The organism is Acinetobacter sp. TUM15064 (genome assembly GCF_008980265.1).
Taxonomy (GTDB): Bacteria; Pseudomonadota; Gammaproteobacteria; order Pseudomonadales; family Moraxellaceae; genus Acinetobacter.
This window is the reverse complement of the sequence record NZ_BKFU01000040.1, coordinates 16,685-34,524: the sequence shown is the minus strand read 5'-3', so window position 1 is coordinate 34,524 and position 17,840 is coordinate 16,685. Positions and strand designations below refer to the sequence as shown.

General features: G+C 38.8%; 12 protein-coding genes, 5 pseudogenes and 1 other annotated feature. Of the genes and pseudogenes, 14 read left to right on the top strand and 3 right to left on the bottom strand.

Features of this window, described 5'->3' with window-relative positions; genetic code table 11:
• The first annotated feature begins 177 nt into the window (after positions 1-177).
• Together GBI16_RS12185 and GBI16_RS12180 are read left to right on the top strand one after the other, a co-directional pair.
• The gene (locus tag GBI16_RS12185) at positions 178-507 is read left to right on the top strand and encodes a DUF4236 domain-containing protein (protein WP_087013843.1); all 330 of its coding nucleotides are present in this window, start codon (positions 178-180) and stop codon (positions 505-507) included.
• Positions 508-606: 99 nt separating this feature from the next.
• Positions 607-921 (top strand): hypothetical protein, encoded by a 315-nt coding sequence (locus tag GBI16_RS12180; protein ID WP_086223793.1) that lies wholly within the window; start codon positions 607-609, stop codon positions 919-921.
• Between the two features lie 69 nt (positions 922-990).
• Here GBI16_RS12180 and GBI16_RS19090 read toward each other — a convergent pair whose 3' ends face one another.
• On the bottom strand, positions 991-1,200 hold the full coding sequence (locus GBI16_RS19090; RefSeq protein ID WP_306179411.1) for a hypothetical protein: 210 nt from the start codon (positions 1,198-1,200) through the stop codon (positions 991-993).
• 417 nt (positions 1,201-1,617) lie between these two features.
• Here GBI16_RS19090 and GBI16_RS12170 point away from each other — a divergent pair, with 417 nt between their 5' ends.
• The 8 genes and pseudogenes from GBI16_RS12170 to GBI16_RS12135 all read left to right on the top strand — a co-directional run.
• Complete coding sequence (locus tag GBI16_RS12170; RefSeq protein ID WP_016653305.1) at positions 1,618-2,292, top strand: hypothetical protein; 675 nt, start codon at positions 1,618-1,620, stop codon at positions 2,290-2,292.
• Positions 2,292-4,565: a hypothetical protein gene (locus GBI16_RS12165; RefSeq protein ID WP_005403922.1), complete on the top strand. Its 2,274-nt coding sequence runs from the start codon at positions 2,292-2,294 to the stop codon at positions 4,563-4,565. The genes GBI16_RS12170 and GBI16_RS12165 overlap by 1 nt, the downstream gene beginning before the upstream one ends.
• Entirely contained in the window at positions 4,549-7,731 is a 3,183-nt protein-coding gene (locus tag GBI16_RS12160; protein WP_123785527.1) for a site-specific integrase, read from the top strand. Before GBI16_RS12165 ends, GBI16_RS12160 begins: the two co-directional genes overlap by 17 nt.
• Before the next feature lie 130 nt (positions 7,732-7,861).
• Complete coding sequence (locus GBI16_RS12155; protein ID WP_005403920.1) at positions 7,862-8,224, top strand: antitoxin Xre/MbcA/ParS toxin-binding domain-containing protein; 363 nt, start codon at positions 7,862-7,864, stop codon at positions 8,222-8,224.
• Positions 8,225-8,331: 107 nt separating this feature from the next.
• Positions 8,332-8,475 (top strand): annotated as a pseudogene (locus GBI16_RS12150) (transposase domain-containing protein); the annotation flags it as partial.
• Between the two features lie 193 nt (positions 8,476-8,668).
• Positions 8,669-8,971 (top strand): helix-turn-helix transcriptional regulator, encoded by a 303-nt coding sequence (locus GBI16_RS12145; protein ID WP_005001569.1) that lies wholly within the window; start codon positions 8,669-8,671, stop codon positions 8,969-8,971.
• Positions 8,972-8,975: 4 nt separating this feature from the next.
• Positions 8,976-10,235 (top strand): type II toxin-antitoxin system HipA family toxin, encoded by a 1,260-nt coding sequence (locus GBI16_RS12140; RefSeq protein WP_005001567.1) that lies wholly within the window; start codon positions 8,976-8,978, stop codon positions 10,233-10,235.
• Between the two features lie 208 nt (positions 10,236-10,443).
• A pseudogene (locus tag GBI16_RS12135) lies at positions 10,444-11,029 on the top strand (transposase); the annotation flags it as partial.
• Positions 10,710-10,826, top strand: a sequence feature (AL1L pseudoknot). Its footprint overlaps the pseudogene before it by 117 nt.
• Before the next feature lie 87 nt (positions 11,030-11,116).
• Here the strand turns inward: GBI16_RS12135 and GBI16_RS12130 are convergent.
• Complete coding sequence (locus GBI16_RS12130; protein ID WP_151707158.1) at positions 11,117-14,464, bottom strand: DEAD/DEAH box helicase; 3,348 nt, start codon at positions 14,462-14,464, stop codon at positions 11,117-11,119.
• 140 nt (positions 14,465-14,604) lie between these two features.
• Between GBI16_RS12130 and GBI16_RS19130 the strand changes: the two are divergent.
• A pseudogene (locus tag GBI16_RS19130) lies at positions 14,605-14,735 on the top strand (serine/threonine-protein kinase HipA); the annotation flags it as partial.
• Positions 14,736-14,871: 136 nt separating this feature from the next.
• On the opposite strand, the pseudogene GBI16_RS12125 reads toward GBI16_RS19130, so the two are convergent.
• Positions 14,872-14,955, bottom strand: a pseudogene (locus GBI16_RS12125) (IS1595 family transposase); the annotation flags it as partial.
• An 88-nt stretch (positions 14,956-15,043) separates the two neighbouring features.
• Here GBI16_RS12125 and istA point away from each other — a divergent pair.
• The 3 genes and pseudogenes from istA to tnpC form a co-directional block, all read left to right on the top strand.
• Positions 15,044-16,063 (top strand): IS21 family transposase, encoded by a 1,020-nt coding sequence (istA, locus tag GBI16_RS12120; RefSeq protein ID WP_005001546.1) that lies wholly within the window; start codon positions 15,044-15,046, stop codon positions 16,061-16,063.
• The gene (gene istB / locus GBI16_RS12115; protein ID WP_005001544.1) at positions 16,063-16,836 is read left to right on the top strand and encodes an IS21-like element ISAba8 family helper ATPase IstB; all 774 of its coding nucleotides are present in this window, start codon (positions 16,063-16,065) and stop codon (positions 16,834-16,836) included. Before istA ends, istB begins: the two co-directional genes overlap by 1 nt.
• A gap of 152 nt (positions 16,837-16,988) precedes the next feature.
• Positions 16,989-17,675 (top strand): annotated as a pseudogene (gene tnpC, locus GBI16_RS12110) (IS66 family transposase); the annotation flags it as partial.
• Between the last annotated feature and the right edge of the window lie 165 nt (positions 17,676-17,840).

Sequence of the window (17,840 nt, the reverse complement as noted above, 5' to 3'; positions counted from 1 at the left end):
CTGGACAAAATGACTCCAGATGAGTTTTACTATGACCAGCTACCACAACAAAATAAGGTAGCTTAACTAGAGCAGAGTATCACTTATAAATAAGCTTTTAGTTGTTCAAACATGTGGGACCACCTCTCTTATTGTACTTCATAAAATAAGGTAGATTCAATTTTATAGGGGAGAAATATGGGCTTCAGATTTCGCAAGAGTATTAAAATATTACCTGGATTAAAAATCAATCTGACGCATAAAGGCATTAGTAGCGCGAGCATTGGCAAACCTGGTGCTTCTTTAAATATTGGCAAAAAAGGCACCCGAACCAGCGTTGGTATTCCAGGCACAGGCCTATCCTATTCCAAGCACCAACCCTATAAGAACAGAGCTGGCAACCAAGAGAATCCTGCTCAGGAACAACAACCACTCTATACATCACATACTGAGAAACCCAAATCGAATGTCTGGATTTGGGTAATTTTTGGATTATTTTGTTTTATTGTCGGGGCAATTATTTTTTGAATTTAGCCATTCTTTGTACCCCATAATATCCACTGCTAGGCAAAATTTAATTCATTCATTACTATGGAAGGATGTTAAATACAATAAAGGTTGCCGCTGATGTCTGATCATGACAGTACTCTGGATTATAATGAAAATGATTTAATCGACTCTCCCTTATCTCAAGTTCTACAAGAGGATAATGAGCAAATTGAAATTCTAATTTATCGATTACCTGATAGTGACTGGACACTGGAAGTGGTGAACCAAAGTGGTACTTCTACTGTATGGGATGAAACATTCCCGTCAGATCAGGAAGCTCTATCTGTCGCTTTAGATGGAATTAAAGCCGCAGGCGGTATTCAAGCCTTTTCCGAAATCAGTGACCTCGAAGCAAAGAAAAATATTTTTCCTGAATCCCTTACTCGCCATTAAAAATGAAGTTGCTGGCGTGGATCTGAATCATTATTTTCTGGATTCTTAGAACCTGTCGCGATGATAGGTTCACTTCAACCCAAACCCATCTAGGGTTGAAGGGTCAAAGTTTTCATCAAACATAAACTCATCTGCTCGCTCTTTTCTTAATGTCGCTAAGGCATAAAAGAAACATTTCTCACATAACTGCAATTCATATCTTTCCCCGTCATGCTTGGAACCATAGCCCCAATGCGCCGATAAAGTGCCAAACTCCAGTTTCGTTGATTGGTTGCATATATCACATACAACATCTGTAACGACTTCTACCTGTTTCTATTGTTTAATTTCCATATACGGCTCCCGATATCAATCATGTTAAATTTGTCTACATACTTATCAAAAATTGACTCCTGTTTGGTTTTAATTACCATTAAAAAAGATCAAATTTGAGCATTGTTATTGTAATAATCAACTATACTCATCCCTACTGTATTCATTGTAATCTGCTATGTGAACATCATAATAGAAACATGATATTTTTTGCCAACTCACAAATATAGCTAACTAATAGTGAGTATCTAATCGAGGAGGAAAATTTGAAACTTTCAATAATAAATAAACTTTAAAAACAAGGAAAAAATGATACCTCCTGCCATATTCAAAAACTCTAAATATACGTAAGTATTGCTGTATTATTTTTATTCAATAGCACACATGGATCTGACATCTGAACTACTTTTGAAGTTTCCAGCAACACAGATAAGTACTCTAAAAAATTTCAAAAAAAGAAGAATCACCATTCATCCACAAGCGTATGGTTTCAACTTATGCTACTTAAATATGTTTAAAAATCTCACTGCAGATTTAGATATTTCTAATCGCATAAAAGAACTCCATGTGTGGAAAACTTCAGAATTTGATGACTACTCCATTTTCAATAATATTAACTTATATCTTAGCTATTTAAAGCAAGATATTAATGAAGTCACTTTAATTATTCATCATCAACAATCTTTTTCAGAGGATGAGTTAGCATTTCTGATGGAGTTATGCAGTCGTGAATTTATTCAATTCATCAAATCTACAAAATTTGATATTCGTTCGTTAAATCCACGAAAAACATTGCATTTAATTAACACACATCTTTCACGTCAAACACTATTGACCCTTAACAAAGAATCATCTTTAAAGCCACATCATCAAATGAGTCTGGAACTGCTAGCACAACTACTTTCATGTTCTCGAAATCAACTGAATCAGCGTACTAAAAATATCAAACAACAGCGTACACATATTTTTAATGAATTATCACTCAACAGCAGATGTGTAAAAGAACTCGTTGATCACTCTGATAGTTGTATAAGTACAGAAAAAATTTGGAGATCATAGTGTCGAACGATCTAAACGAGCATATTGATTTGACAGTTATTTCACTGCAAAAAACACTAGAAAAACTGTTTGGTGATGAGCAATTTGAACGTACGCAACATATCAACTTTGTGCTTAAACTATTGTCTTCTCAACAGACTGACAATTTTCTGGTTGGTCTCAATCTCGATTACTTTGATATCGATATAAAGTTTGATTCGCAGCTGCCGACACCTCCGGTAATCCCTTTCACGAAAAAAGTTAAGATTAGTGATTTATCCATTACGTCATACATCAATTCAATTGCGCAATTACCTGCATCACACACGCATGCAAAAAATTGGAATATTCTAGTTTTAAAAGCGGCAATTTATTTAATTGCTCTTCCTGAGCTTAAACCAGAGCTTTTTAAACAAGCACACACAGAACACTTCAATACCGTAAAGCGCTTATTCCAGCGCTTTAGGACTGCAAATAAAAATTTAGATACTGAAAAAAAATATCAAAATACACAAGAGTATCAACGTCTCTGGAGTACCTATCTTCAAGATCCAACACAGAGCTTAGAGCAATTTATTCAACATCTGATCACATTAGATACGGATGAATTGCCTGAGTTTGATCGCAATCTACTCAATGATATTCGCATTACTTTTAACTACATTTTAAAAAACAAAGCGAAGATTGCACGTGCAAGTATCGATACGCAGCTTCAACATCAGTTTCTTGATGAAGAACAATTCATTGAAGAAAGTATCGAAATCAAAAAAGGGGCTAAATCTAAAGCACTGAATATAGAAACCTTAATCGATGAGCCGATTAATCGGCAAATTGTTGTCAATCCAACTGACGTCACACCACTCGCAGCACATTCAGAAACGAGTCAAATCTATGTTCTACCGCTTGTTGCAAAACATATTCAACGCAAAGAACATTTACTCACGTCGAGTAGTTTTTTTCCGAATCCATCTAGCGTGAACCATCTCCTGAAAAGACTTCATGTGGACTACTCTGAACATCAAAATAAAAGTGCTTTGATCCTAATGCTCGCATTTTTGACCGGTAATAGTGTGAATGAGTGGCTATATATACAAAGCAAGCGAGCTAAAAAGTTAAATAACCGCCAAAAATTGATCTATAAAAATGATCAGGTCTTCTTAAACAGTCACTTTAATGTATTTGAGAACCGCAATTTTGAGTATTCAGACAACTTGCTCAATCAGACGATCTATTTAGACATTCCAATCCCGAATCTATTCATTGAGGATCTGCGCAAAATGGATTCGGTTAGTTTCGATGATATACAGCAATATTTACGCAAATTAAGACAAGAATTATTGATTCCAAAACTGTCTGTCGTAAAGGTGAGTTCTCTACTGCATCATACGGTTCTTGCAAAAACAGGGAATAAACAACTCGCAGATTTAATCACAGGGATTGATGCCAATCAGTCATCATCTGTTTCTTATTGTCATCAGAATATTCCACGATTACATGCACAATATATTGATATTCTAAAATCACTTTGTGCAGATGTAGCAAGCACATATGAAAGTTGTGTACCTTCGCTCCCTGATTCAATAACTCATTTTGGTAGTCGTAAAGCTCCAAAACCACAGGTCATTACAGAGATTTTTGCTGTATTGAAGTTTAATATTTTTTCACAAGCTGAAGACGATCTGATTGCTATATACAACCACTACAACATATGGATGTGGCATATCCTCCTTCTTTTTACAGCAGCACGCCCCGTTGCTGAATTCCCTGGATTTCTTAAAAACTTTAATTTAAAACGCCAAATTTTGATGGTTTCTGACAAAGAAGTAGGCGGCCGCAATGGATTCGGACGTCTAATCCCACTTTGTTCATTTTTAGTTGAAGAGATAAAAAAATTCCTTAAATTTTTAGAATATTTTTCGACTCAAATCATGATGAGTCATCCAGCTTTAAATGGTGTTATACAACAAATAGAAGCAAGTAAGCTGCCCTTTTTGGGAATCATCCAAGATGATGAGTGGAAACCACTAAGTCCTTCTACAGTCAAAAATTTCCATCCTGAATTAGGACTTGATCATGCAAATTGGCATCGCCATACAGCTCGTGCATTTTTGACTCATAAAATTACCGAACCTGAGATTTTAGCTCTCTTTGGACATGAGCTCATGCAACAAGAAGCAGCACATCCTTTTTCCAGTTTATCACTATCTCAATTTTCTAAAATTGCGAATGTTTTAGAGCAAATGAAAGATCAATTTAAAATTAGCGGGATTGAAGTTCATGTCATCATTCAATAAAAAAATCCCAAAAAAACGCTATGCTGAAGATAGACGTCAACTTCAACGTAATGAATTAGAAAAGAACCTACGAGCTGATGCAGAACAAGAGCTCCGACAGTACTTTGATGAGCAAAAATTCTCAAATGAAGACTTAATTCAAGCTTATCCTGCAATTTATGAGTTTATTAAACGTAAAGCACCGAATCTTGCCTGGAAAAAATATGCTCATGAATTCTTCCGAACATATATCGAAGACCTCAATAAAAGTAATAACCTAGACCTCCCACTACCTTATCTCACCTTTGAGATGAAACGCGATGAACCAATTTTCACCCTAGATTGGATCCAAGCCGGTCATGAAATTGACATCATCCTCGAAAAACTGTGGGATTACTGGATTCTTGCTCAAGATAGTTCCGCTTTTTCTGATGATGAAATTATTGGGAATATTCTGCTTTGCTCAATGTTATACGGTGGATTAAATCAAATAGCTTCATTAAATGCTTTGCTCGAACATTTAAAAAACCCTGAAAAAATCCAAAAAATTTTCGATTTTAATATCATCTTTTTAGAGCCACTTTCTCCAAGCTATGGCGATCTATTTGTTGATGAAAAAACAATTCGAAAATCACGTAATTTTATCCCAGATCAACTCACACGACTCTGGCTCATTCACTTCAATACAAGACAAATTCGTGACATCAGTCTAGACGTGAATGCGTATCTGCACCTCATTTTTCAAAAAATAAAACATCCATACACCAACAAGACTTTTAAGTTTTTACGTGACTACGCCAATTTTAATTGGCTACAACTGCAGAATGCAGATGTTGATCCTGCCCTTTCACAATGTTTGTTAGAAAACACTCTCACGTGTGGTTTATCAGAACATGAGTTTGAAAACTTTGCATTCCCAAAATTTAAAACTCAATTAAGTGCTGAAATCGAACGAAATGTCTCTTCTACAGCCAAAGTCCTACCAGATCTCAATACGTCTGAAGCAGTAGAAAATGTGATATTTATTCATAAAAACTTGCTGAAAATTATGCGCACATCAACGGACCAAGGCACTGCTAAACTCATTATTGATTTTTGCCTGCGTCACCAAGAGCAGTTTAATGAGTTTTCTAAACGTATTATTTTGTGGCTCATCAGTCTCTATCGACCAAGTTCAGAGCAAATAAAAAAATTATCAGCCGCCTTTGATTTTGATACAACTCAGTACACGAAGGCATTTCAAGACAATCAAAAACTCGCAGATAGTTCAATCTATACATATTACACCCGGATCGCAGAACCGTTTTTAACTCATGCCTTACAATACATCGATGCCGACGATGACATTAATGATCTGCTGAACAAAATCTATCAACAAATCATTAGCAATACACGACTTGCTGATGAAGTAGATCAACCTGAGTTAAAAAAATCTAAAGACCAAACAATCCACATGTTGAAACGCTTTCATACCTTTCAACAAATTGTTTTTCAAGCAGAAGATTTCGAACTTGAATTTATTGCATCGCAAAGTCGACCACGGGCACGCATCATAGGTCACACAGCCTTCCAGGTCATATTAAAGAAGTTAAATCAGCTCTTACATAACCAATCCATCTCAGACCATCACTATAAATTATTAAAAATCATTTATATTTTGGCTTACCGTACTGGTATGCGTATTAACGAAATACTCGGGTTACGTGTAAAAGATATCGAGGGTTTAAATCAATTTTCTATCTGGGTTCAACCTTATGGTTCAAAAAAACAAGGGAATCAACATCTGCTCAAAACGGATAGTGCGGAACGGATTGTGCCTGCATACGCTTTGCTAAAAGATGATGAGTACCAATTCTTTAGCGATTTTGTTGTTGAAAAACGCTTAGAAAATAAGAAAAGTTTATATTTATTCAGCAACTTGAATGAAAATAAAAAACTGAATAAACACCCTGTCACCGTACCCCTAAAACTGATATTAAATCAGGTCTTTAAAGGGCATCATTACTCCTTTCACTCTTTTCGTCACACTGCAGCGAATCATTTATCGCTTTTACTGAACTGTGAATATGCACCACTTGTGCAAAAGCTAACCGACTATAGCGAAAACGAATATCAAAAAATTCGAGCTGAGCTACTTCAAAATCAACATGGACAAAACCATTGGTTTGTTATTGCACATCTCTTAGGACATATAGAGCCAGTTGAAACATTCAAAAGCTATATTCATTTAGGTTATCTCATAGCTGGTCAAAAACTACTAAAACATCATCCGGATATGCCTAATGAATTGGCTAAAAAAATTATGGGTCACAATGCAACGTTTAAAAATTTGCAAATAACAAATGATGAAAAAGACTTTAATTTTGAAAAAAACCAGGCCGCTCTAGCAACTATATTATTGAACGATCAAACAAAATGGCTTCAAAGTAATGCTACTGACATTTTAGATGAACTGTCGTTACAAATAGATCAATCCCATGATTTTTTTGCTTTCTTTGTTGGAACAGAAGATTCTAAAATTTCACTTCAACGCTTCTATGAAACGCTCAATATATTGGAGACTACTAACGATCCTAAAAGTACAGCTCAACGTATGTGCTTGCCAGAAGAACTCGTCAATTATTGGTATGAAAATGCTCTAAATTTAGCAAACATTAAATCAAAAAAAGGGAATCCACGTTTATTTAGTATTGATAGCTCAACCCACTTAAAACCAGCAATGCTTGATAGCGCTGAAGAGCTTCATGCGGTGACTTATTTTTTTGAACATCTACAGAAAATATGTCGTAAAAATCCAATACAAATTGCATGCGTCCTGAATATATTTTTGAATCGAGTGACCGCATCACACACAGGTATCCATTATCGCTGGAAGGATATCGATCAACTCGAACATTTTTACTCCCAAGTTAAGGCTTTATTTCCTGCCAAATTTTGGCACTTACTTGGACAAGATTTGCAAACAAAGTTAGATGCTAAACAACAGCCTCAACTTTTCAAATTAGCAAAAGCATCAACAGATAAACATCCACCAACTCAAGAGGAGTTTCCTCGTCTACAACTCTACTCAGTAAAAGATGGTCATGCTCTTGCTGCATTTAAATTTTGCTTACATCTAGCATGTATCGGCAGACCTCGATCTCTTGAACTTAAAGCTGAAGGTCTAAAAACAGCCACATGCTGTTAAATAATTTAACCGTTGTTTCCTTATCTAAAGTCAAATTTAATATATCTTTAGTAAACATTGGATGTCTAATCAACGATAATTAAATCGTATAAACTCTATGAATTAGCAGCGTCTGAAACAGGGATCGGTCATGTATACAACATCAGAAAAAACTGCAAAACAGAAAATGATATTAGCTAAGGCAGTTTTAGCTGCTGCTAAACGACTTGGTCTTGCACAGGATCAACTAGCCTTAACACTCAATATAGATTCGGTGAAAACTTTAACATCTCTTGAATTAGATCCCACTTCAAAACAGGGAGAAATCGCCCTCACTTTAATCCGTATTACCACATCACTAGATGCTCTGACAGGTGGGGATACAGCCTGGATGCAGCATTTTATGAGATCACCCAATAAATTGATGAGTGACATTCCAATAGAACAGATTCAGAACCCTCAGGGATTGGCCTCTATTTTACAATTGGTGGAAGGTCTTCGGGCTAAACTTTAAGATAAGCAAAGTATTACAGAAAAATTTGAAAGTGATGGCCCTCTCCAATAATTCAAATGCAAGGAATAAGAATTTCCCCTCTTCTCAAGATGTATATGTCTGGCCTAATTCCGTCAATAATACAGTTAGCAAAGCTGAATGGCCTAGATCCGTATGCCTATTTAAGTAATGTGCTGAAAAGGTTGCCCACACATAAAGTGACCCAAATAGAAGAATTACTGCCACACCGCTGGAAACCTGAACCGAATTAAAAAATAGCTATGGGGTTCAGCGGACGCTTACGTATTAGATTCCTTTAGATTTTAAATATCTAATTAGACTTCTTTAGTCTAGTAGGATCTAATCAGGCCAATAAAGTACCTTTCTTACCGACTAAGTCAGTTTATTATATAACTCCATTATTTTGTGTTTTAATAGATATATATAGATATAAGACCCAATATTATGGATTTAAACTTCAAAAAACCTGAAGAGATTGTCACGTTATTATGTGAAAGGCTTCGCAAAGAACGACTTTATCTGGAAATGACTCAGGCAGACGTCGCTACACGTGCTGGTGTTAGTGTGAATACAGTATCTAATCTGGAAGCTGGTCGAAATGTTTCATTTGAAAATTTAGTACGTGTTGCCATGGTATTGGGCCGATTAAAAGAATTAGAGGAACTCTTTAAACCTCATTTAAACAGTGTAAATGACATTCTCCGCTATGAGAGCAATACGGCTCGCCAACGTATCAAAAGGAAATAAGTCCATGCTCAAAAAACTTAATGTTTACTACAATGGATGGGGTGAATATTGGCTTTGGGGTACACTGGTCTCCTCAACCGCAATCACAGGGCGGCCATTAATCGCCTTTGAATACAGTCCAGAAGCGATCAGTAAAGGTTTAGAACTTTCCTCTTACCTACTTCCATTAAAAGGTGACCCATTAAGAACGAACTTTCCTACACATCAAATGGGATTGCCAGGCCCTATATATGATGCCTTGCCCGATGGTTGGGGCATGCTTCTTATGGATCGCTTATTTAAAAAAAATGGATTCAATCCTGCACGGATTGGGCCATTAGAAAGACTCACGTATATTAATACACATGCGATGGGAGCATTATCCTTTGAACCTTCAGCACCTGAGTTCGCATTAACTGAAAATATCCCACTGATTAAACTCGCTCAAGAAGTTCAGGAAGTTCTCAAAGGAGAAGGTGCAGAATTTTTACAGCATTTATTAATTATGGGTGGATCTCCACAAGGTGCAAGGCCAAAAGCGCTCATCTATCGTGATCCTGTCACCAACGAATTCTCAACAGTTAGCTCACATCAACATGAAGCTTGGCTGATCAAATTTCCCGCTCAGCAAGAGCATCCTGAAGTTTGTGCAATTGAAGCTGTTTATGCAGAATGTTTGCGTCATTGTCATATTGATACCCCTGACACTCAATATTTTACTCTTCCGAATGGATTAACCGCATTTGCATCAAAGAGATTTGACCGCCACGATGGCATGCGTATCCCTATGCAAAGTTTAGCGGCCTTCACCGGAGCTGATTTTAAATCACCAGGGAGTTTAGACTACAGTAACTTTCTTCGCGCTGCACACTTTTGCACCAATGATGTTCGCGAAAAAGCAATTGCATTCAAGCGAGCTGTTTTCAATGTAGTCTTCAATAATCGAGATGATCATTGCAAAAACTTTTCATTTCTGATGTCCCAAAATGGGCAATGGAAACTCTCCCCTGCCTATGATGTTACTTTCTGTGAAGGGCCAGGTGGATATCATCAAATGGATATCATGGGTGAGGCACTGGATATTCCTCGACAAGCTCTTGTAAAACTTGGTACTCAGGAAGCGGAACTTTCTGCCCAAGAAGTCGATGAAATTATTAGTTCGATTTGTAAGGTTGCAATCCGATTCAGCAATATCGCTCATGATCTATTACCTGGACAAATTCAAGCAGAGACTATCCAAATGATCCAAAATAGGATTGAGCATAATATCAATTTATTGCACTAAATAGCTTTTACAAAGCTTCTATGAAGAGCTTATTCTATAATGTAGCTCTCAAATGAATAAGCCTTGAGGTATTTAAAGTAGCCTCTAAAGGCTGTCTCATATCAATACTAGAAGTACTCCATCCTGAACCGTACCGGGTTTGTCGGAGACCAAACTTTCTGAGATGAGACGCATTGCTTCGCAAGACGTAGCGAAGCGTAGTGATCCGATGAAAAAACCTAAATATACCCCTGAAATCAGAGATAGAGCGGTTCAATTATTGATTGAATTTGAAAAAGATTATCCATCGAATTGGGCTGCGATTGTGCCTAAAATTGGTTGCACTCCTGAAACTTTACGAGTTTGGTATCAAAAATATTTAGATCAACAAAATTCAATTAAAGTACAGCAACTTCCATATCAAGAACGTATTAAACAGCCCGAACGTGAAAATAAAGAAGTGCAACGTGCGAATGAAATTCTCCGTAAAGCAGCCACTTTTTTCGCCCAGGTGGAGCTCGAACGCCCACACAAATAATGCTGGATTTCATCCATAACAATAAAGACCTATATGGCGTTGAGGCGAATTGTAAGATTGTACCGATCGCAGCTTCTACCTATTAATTTAATTAAAAATGGGGGTATTACCCCTAGATCTAGTTGATGGGAAGCTTCGCTTCGCAAGGGAACATCAAACAAAGCGAGATCTACATGATTTGCATCATGCTGAATAAATTAAACGAATTTGGAAAGAAAGCTCCGGGCGTTATGGCATTTTAAAAACATCAGACAGCCTATCTAAGAGATTATTTATTGGTCTACTATGATAAGACTAACCCGTTAAGCTAGGTGGCCTAACTTAAATAAAAAAGTCTCCGACAAACCCGGTACAGTTCACCAAACTAAAATTTCTCAAACAAGTTCATCACGTCATTTTCCGTCAGTTTCGCTTCGCCCTCATGATCGGTACTTAGAATAGACTGTGCCAGTTCTGCTTTATTTTGCTGTAAGGCAAGAATTTTTTCTTCTATGCTTTTATTGGTAATCAGCTTATACACAAATACTGGCTTGTCCTGTCCAATCCGCCATGCACGATCTGAAGCTTGATCTTCAGCAGCAGGGTTCCACCATGGATCATAGTGAATGACCGTATCTGCGGCAGTTAGGTTCAGACCGACCCCTCCTGCTTTCAGACTGATTAAAAATATCGGCACTTGTCCAGACTGAAATGCTGTAATGACTTCATCTCGCTTTTTGGTCTTTCCAGTCAGCTTCACATAGCCAATTTCTGCGTGATGGAGGTGTTGCTCAATCAGTTCCAACATTGAGGTAAACTGAGAGAAGATAAGAATTTTTCGCCCCTCCTCCACCATTGGAACGACCATATCCATCAACTGTTCAAGTTTGGCAGAGTTTGCCTGCCCAATTTTCACTGAATCCAGCTTTAGTAAGCTAGGATGGCAGCACACCTGACGTAGCTTCAGTAAGGCATCTAAAATTTGAATTTGACTACGTTTAAAGCCTTTTTCTGCCACAATTTTCTGAATATTTTCCTGCATCGTGGCGCGAACAGCCTCATATAACTTGGATTGCTGGTCATTCATATCAATATTGACTTCAATCGTGGTTTTTTCTGGCAATTCTTTGGCTACGTCAGTTTTCAAGCGACGTAAAATGAAGGGCTTAATCCGGTTGACCAGCTTTTGCCTTAACTGCTGATCACCGCGTTTTTCAATCGGATGACGGTACTTTTTATTAAAAATTTCTTGTGAATATAAAAATCCTGGCATCAGGAAATAAAATAGTGCCCACAGTTCACCCAAATGATTTTCCATCGGGGTACCTGTTAGACACAAACGATGTCGTGCTTTTAATTGCCGTACTACCTGTGCAGCTTTGGCACGCGGATTTTTAATATTCTGCGCCTCATCTAAAATGAGTTGATGATATTCATATTGCTTTAATTGTTCTTCATCTCTCGCTAGAAGCGGATAGGTGGTTAACACAATATCATAGTGCGGAATCTGCTCAAAATTCTGATGGCGGTCGGGCCCCTGTAGCAGCAATACCTTCAGCTGAGGGGTAAATTTCTCCGCTTCTTTGAACCAGTTATGCATCAGCGATGTGGGTGCAACAATTAAGGCGGGACTGTCCTGCAAATATCCAGCCTGCTTTTCCATGAGTAAATGGGCTAAAGTTTGTGCTGTTTTCCCCAAGCCCATATCATCTGCCAGAATCCCGCCATGCTGGGTTTCCCTTAAAAACTGTAACCAGCCTAAGCCCTGCTGCTGGTATGGACGCAACTCCCCCTGAAAACCTTGTGGTGTCGGCAGTTGTTGCTGATAGCCTTGTTTGAATTTCTGTACAAATTGCTGCAGGCGATCACTGACCTGCCATGTCATCCCAAGATTATGCTGCAATTCTAATAATTGACTCGCATCATAGCGATCAATACTGCGCTCTTCTTGCTGTAAAATGCTCTGCAGATGCAACAATACCGGCTTAATATCCCTAGCGGATAGAGCCAAATCAGGTTGATCAACTGCAGTTTTCACGGTGAAAATTTGACTGTCATGCAGATGAATAAACGTCCGCGGATCAAGTAAATCAGGATTTACTCGCACCAAAGCTACGAGCGCATCAAGCAAATTATAAGAATTGCCTGCACTGTCTTGAACCGTCGCCCCGATATTGAACCAGTCCTGCTGGCCTTCAGATTCAGTGATAGAAATATTTAAATTTTCAACATATTGCAGATTAAAGGGGCTGTTTTCCAGATGCTCTATCTGCCAGCCCATCAACTCAATTTGATTGATGGGCATCAGCTGTTTGATCCAGTCTCCATAGAAAGCAAAAACCATAGAATCAAGACGTTGTTTATCCAGTTTTAATTGATGGTCATAACTAAGATCTTTCACCCACTTCAGTGATTCGACCAATAGCTGTAAACGCTGGATTGACTGTTGTTCCTGAACTAAGTCCCGAAGCTGTCGCACCATTTTGCCATGCTGTTCATCAATAAAACTGTCACCTGATGTACCTGCTTTAATTCGCCCACCTGCATAGGAGAATTCAATTTCGGCACAAACAGACTCTTCCCATTTCCAATCAAATTTATTTAAAACACCGAAGCGTAAAATTGGCTGGGGACTTCCCTCAAGGACATCAATATGCTGAATAGACTCGGGCTGAGGCAGATTTTTCACGTCTGAATATTGATGAGTCAGTTTCTCAAACTCTGGCAAGAGCTTAGCTGGAAGATCAGGCATCTGTAAAAAATGGTACAGAAGATTTGCCGTATATTCACCATATAACTGGCCCACCGTGTTCTGTTGAATATCCACATAACATGGTGGATGGCTCGCGAGAATCTGAATATGAGGATTTGATTTTAAATCGAGCCGAATATCACCATTGACCAATTCAATGTTTAAATGCTCTGTCTGTTTGTTTAAACCTTGTTGCCAGATCAGTTCGATGTGATAGCCTTGTTCTGACCATTGAAGTGCAGTATGGCTCTTTTTTTTCCAGTACACATCGCCACTTTGAATAAAAGATTTGAAATGCTCCAATAAAATGCTTGAGATATCAAGATTGCTTTGATAAAAGCGTTCGTCGCTGTTTATTTTGGCGTAATAATAAATCTGGTTAAATAATTGTCGTTTTTGTTCAGGTAAAGTCAGATGCTTTCTGGTGATATTTTCATATTGGGTATAATAACTTTCCCCTGCAATTGAGCCGTTCTTATTGCGTCTGGCCTTCTGAACATCAACTGTCAATTTCTTTAAGCTGATCGACTGATCTAGCAGGTAAATTAAATAATTGTTTGTTTTGACAGATTGCTCTGGTTCAGTCTGTTGTAAATACCGTTTAAAATCATTCAACCAGCGCTGCGCCTGATCATCCCCCCATCGGCGTTTTGCGATTCCCTGCGGAGATTGAGATTCAGCATAACGCTGTTGAAATTCCTGACGATATTCTTGAAAGAATAACCGCGCTAAAGCAGCAGCATGTTTACAGTTATATCCAACTGGACAAGTGCAGTCATCATCGATTAAACGGTCTTTTTTAAGATTATAGGTAATCGCGGTATCGTAATAATCTGTCCCTTCAATTTGAGCATACATCGTGACATCATCATTTTCCTCAAAGAACTCAATTGTTTCCCTATCAATGTGTTTAGCATAGCTCAGACTGCGCTGAAGAGTTGCAGTACTAAAGCGAGATAGAAAATTGATCAATAAGGACATAATTACCAGACACCAAAATGTTTATACAATTATAACGGACAAAGCTGTCATTTCAGAACAGTAGGGCTCGCCAACGTATCAGAAGAAAATAAATCCATGCTCAAAAAAACTTAATGTTTACTACAATGGATGGGGTGAACATTGGCTCGATTTGTAAGGTTGCAATCCTATTCAGCAATATCGCTCATGATCTATTACCTGGACAAATTCAAGTGAGACTCTCCAACTGATCCAAAATAGGATTGAGCATAATATTCATTTATTGCACTGAATAACTTTCACAAAGCTTCTATGAAGGGCTTTATTTTAACCGTTGTTTTATCACGGCATAAGCTACACCAGTCACCACACTTCCAATCGCAATCGCTAATAAATATGGCTCTAGACTAGCAGATTTGCACTTAGTTTTACCTAATGAGGTCCCACAACTCTGTTGCTAGCTCATTAGGCTCCCTCATCCAACGCCATTCTGTTTCTTTAAGATGATAATCTGTTAGCGGCAGTGTAAAAATGACCCCCTAATGGCATTTAAAAACTGACCCCCTTGGTTAATATAGCGGTCATTTTGGACTGCTCAACATGTTAACTTTGGAGCAAGCAGTGACAATCCAAATTCTTCATCAACAGGGTAAATCTATTAAAGCTATTACTCGTGAACTGGGGGTGTCCCGAAATACCGTGCGTAAATATTTACGGCAGAAGGAAACACCTCAGTATCGGCGTACACAACCTAGAACAAGTATTCTTGATCCATATAAACCCTATTTACTCCATCGTGTAAATGCAGCACATCCTGAATGGATTCCTGCCGTTGTGCTCTACCAGGAAATTTTAGGGTTGGGATATCCAGGAAAGATCAGGATCTTGAGGGAATATCTTGCAACATTAAAACCAGTTGCCAAACTGGAGCCAGTCATTCGTTTTGAAACCCAACCTGGCCAACAAATGCAGGTGGATTTCACCACAATTCGACGCAACAACACGACTTTGAAAGCCTTTGTCGCAACATTAGGGTATTCCAGAGCGACTTTCGTGAAATTTTATGATCATGAACGTACGGATGCATGGATCGATGGTCTGGAAAATGCATTTCAGTTCTTTGCAGGAGTACCTCAGGAAATCCTGTTTGATAACGCTAAAACGATCATGATTGAACGGGATGCCTATCAGGAGGGGCAGCATAAATGGAATCCCAAACTGCTCGACTGCGCCAAGAAATACAGCTTTCGTCCCCGCGTATGTAAGCCCTACCGTGCACAGACCAAAGGCAAAGTTGAACGCTTTAATGGATACCTCAAATCAAGCTTTATTGTGCCATTGAAAGCAAGCCTGAAGACTTCGGGTTTACTGTTAGATGTTGATGTCGCCAATGCCCACATTGGCCGGTGGCTGCATGAAACCGCCAATCAGCGGATTCATGCCACTACGCAAGAAAAACCGGCTGTTCGACTGCAACAAGAGCAGCAAAAATTTACGCCATTACCGCAATCAGATACAGGTTCTGGCACTGTACCTGTTGCAGCAGCAGAGCATGTCATGCCCTACGAGAGTTTGCAGCATCCCTTATCGGTATATGACCAGTTGCTGGGAGTTTCCTGATGAATCTGCAATACGACCGTATAGAGCAACTTTGCCAAAAGCTTAATCTGCCTGCCATCGCATCACAATGGTCACATCATGCACAACAAACATTAGGTCAGGATAGAAGTTATGCCGACTTTGTTGAAGCGATCTTGACGCATGAATATGCTGCCAGGCAACAGCGTAGCCAGCAGGTACTGATGAAACTCTCAGGCCTGCCTCAAGTCAAAACCCTGGAAGACTATGATTTTAATTATGCCCTAGGGGCCCCTAAATCACAGGTGATTGAACTGTTCAATCTGAGCTTTATTGCTAGAGCAGAAAATGTGGTGTTTCTCGGGGCTAGCGGAGTAGGAAAAACGCATTTATCTATGGCATTAGGCTATAAGGCCATCATGAACAACATTAAGATCAAGTTCATTACCGCAGCGGATTTAATGCTGCAACTGAGTACAGCCTATCAGCAAGGTAAATTGAAAACCTATATGCAACGTGCGGTACTGGGACCAAAGTTACTGATTATCGATGAAATTGGTTATTTACCGTTTGGACGTGAAGAAGCGAATCTGTTCTTTAACGTGATTGCCAAGCGTTATGAAAAAGGCAGTACGATATTGACGAGTAACTTACCCTTTAGCCAATGGTCTAAGTCATTTGCGGATGATGTTACGTTGACCGCTGCGATGTTAGATCGGCTATTACATCACTGTCATGTGGTACAGATATCGGGTGAGAGTTATCGTTTGAAGGATAAAAAGAGAGTAGGAATTCAACCACAAATTGAGTCTTAATAAATCATCAAAGGGGTCAATTTTACTTTGCTGTTTTTAAGGTAAAAGGGGTCAGTTTTAAATTGCCGTTGACAGTGAAGGGATTCATCTGCTGTATCTCGAAATAAATAAGATATTTAGCTTATCATGTCAGCCTATTTGCAACAGTGCCCTTTCAGGATAGTCGTTCAGGCCAGCATGCTGCAGAGTTCCTGAATGGCTGGCAGGGCAATCTAGTCTGTGATGATTACAGTGGTTATAAAGCACGCTTTAAATCAGGTCAGGTCATTGAGGTGGGCTGCATGGCCCATGCACGTCGTAAATTCCATGAACTGCATGTGACCGGGAAAAGTCAGGTCGCTGAACAGGCATTGGTGCTGATTCAGAAACTGTATGCGATAGAAGCAGAACTCAGGAAAAAGACCGATGGTACGGCAGAACAGCGCCGCGAATACCGACAACAGCATAGTCAACCGGTGATGCAACAACTGTATGAATGGCTTAACCAACATCAACTGACTGTGCCATCGAGTTCTCCAACCGCCAAGGCCATCAATTACACTCTGAAGCGTTGGCCAGCTTTAAGCCGCTATCTGGATGATGGCAATCTACCTATAGATAATAATTGGGTGGAAAACCAGATGCGACCTTGGGCGTTGGGACGTAAGAATTGGCTATTTGCAGGTTCGCTGCGCAGCGGTCAGCGAGCAGCCAATATCATGACATTAATCCAGTCAGCAAAGCTGAATGGCTTGGATCCGTATGCCTATTTAAGTGATGTGCTGAAAAGGCTGCCGACGCATAAAGCGACCCAAATAGAAGAATTACTGCCACATCGCTGGAAATCCAACTCAAATTAAAAAATAGGCATGGGGTTCAGCGGACGCTTACACTCAAACTTATCTGGTTTTAACTAAACTCATATTTTTGAGCTGTGCGACAGGTATTTTTTTATTGATTGGGTATTATCGGCTTGTGGTTCGTGCGCGGTAATGAGATATCTAAAATTAAAAAAAGGATTTTGT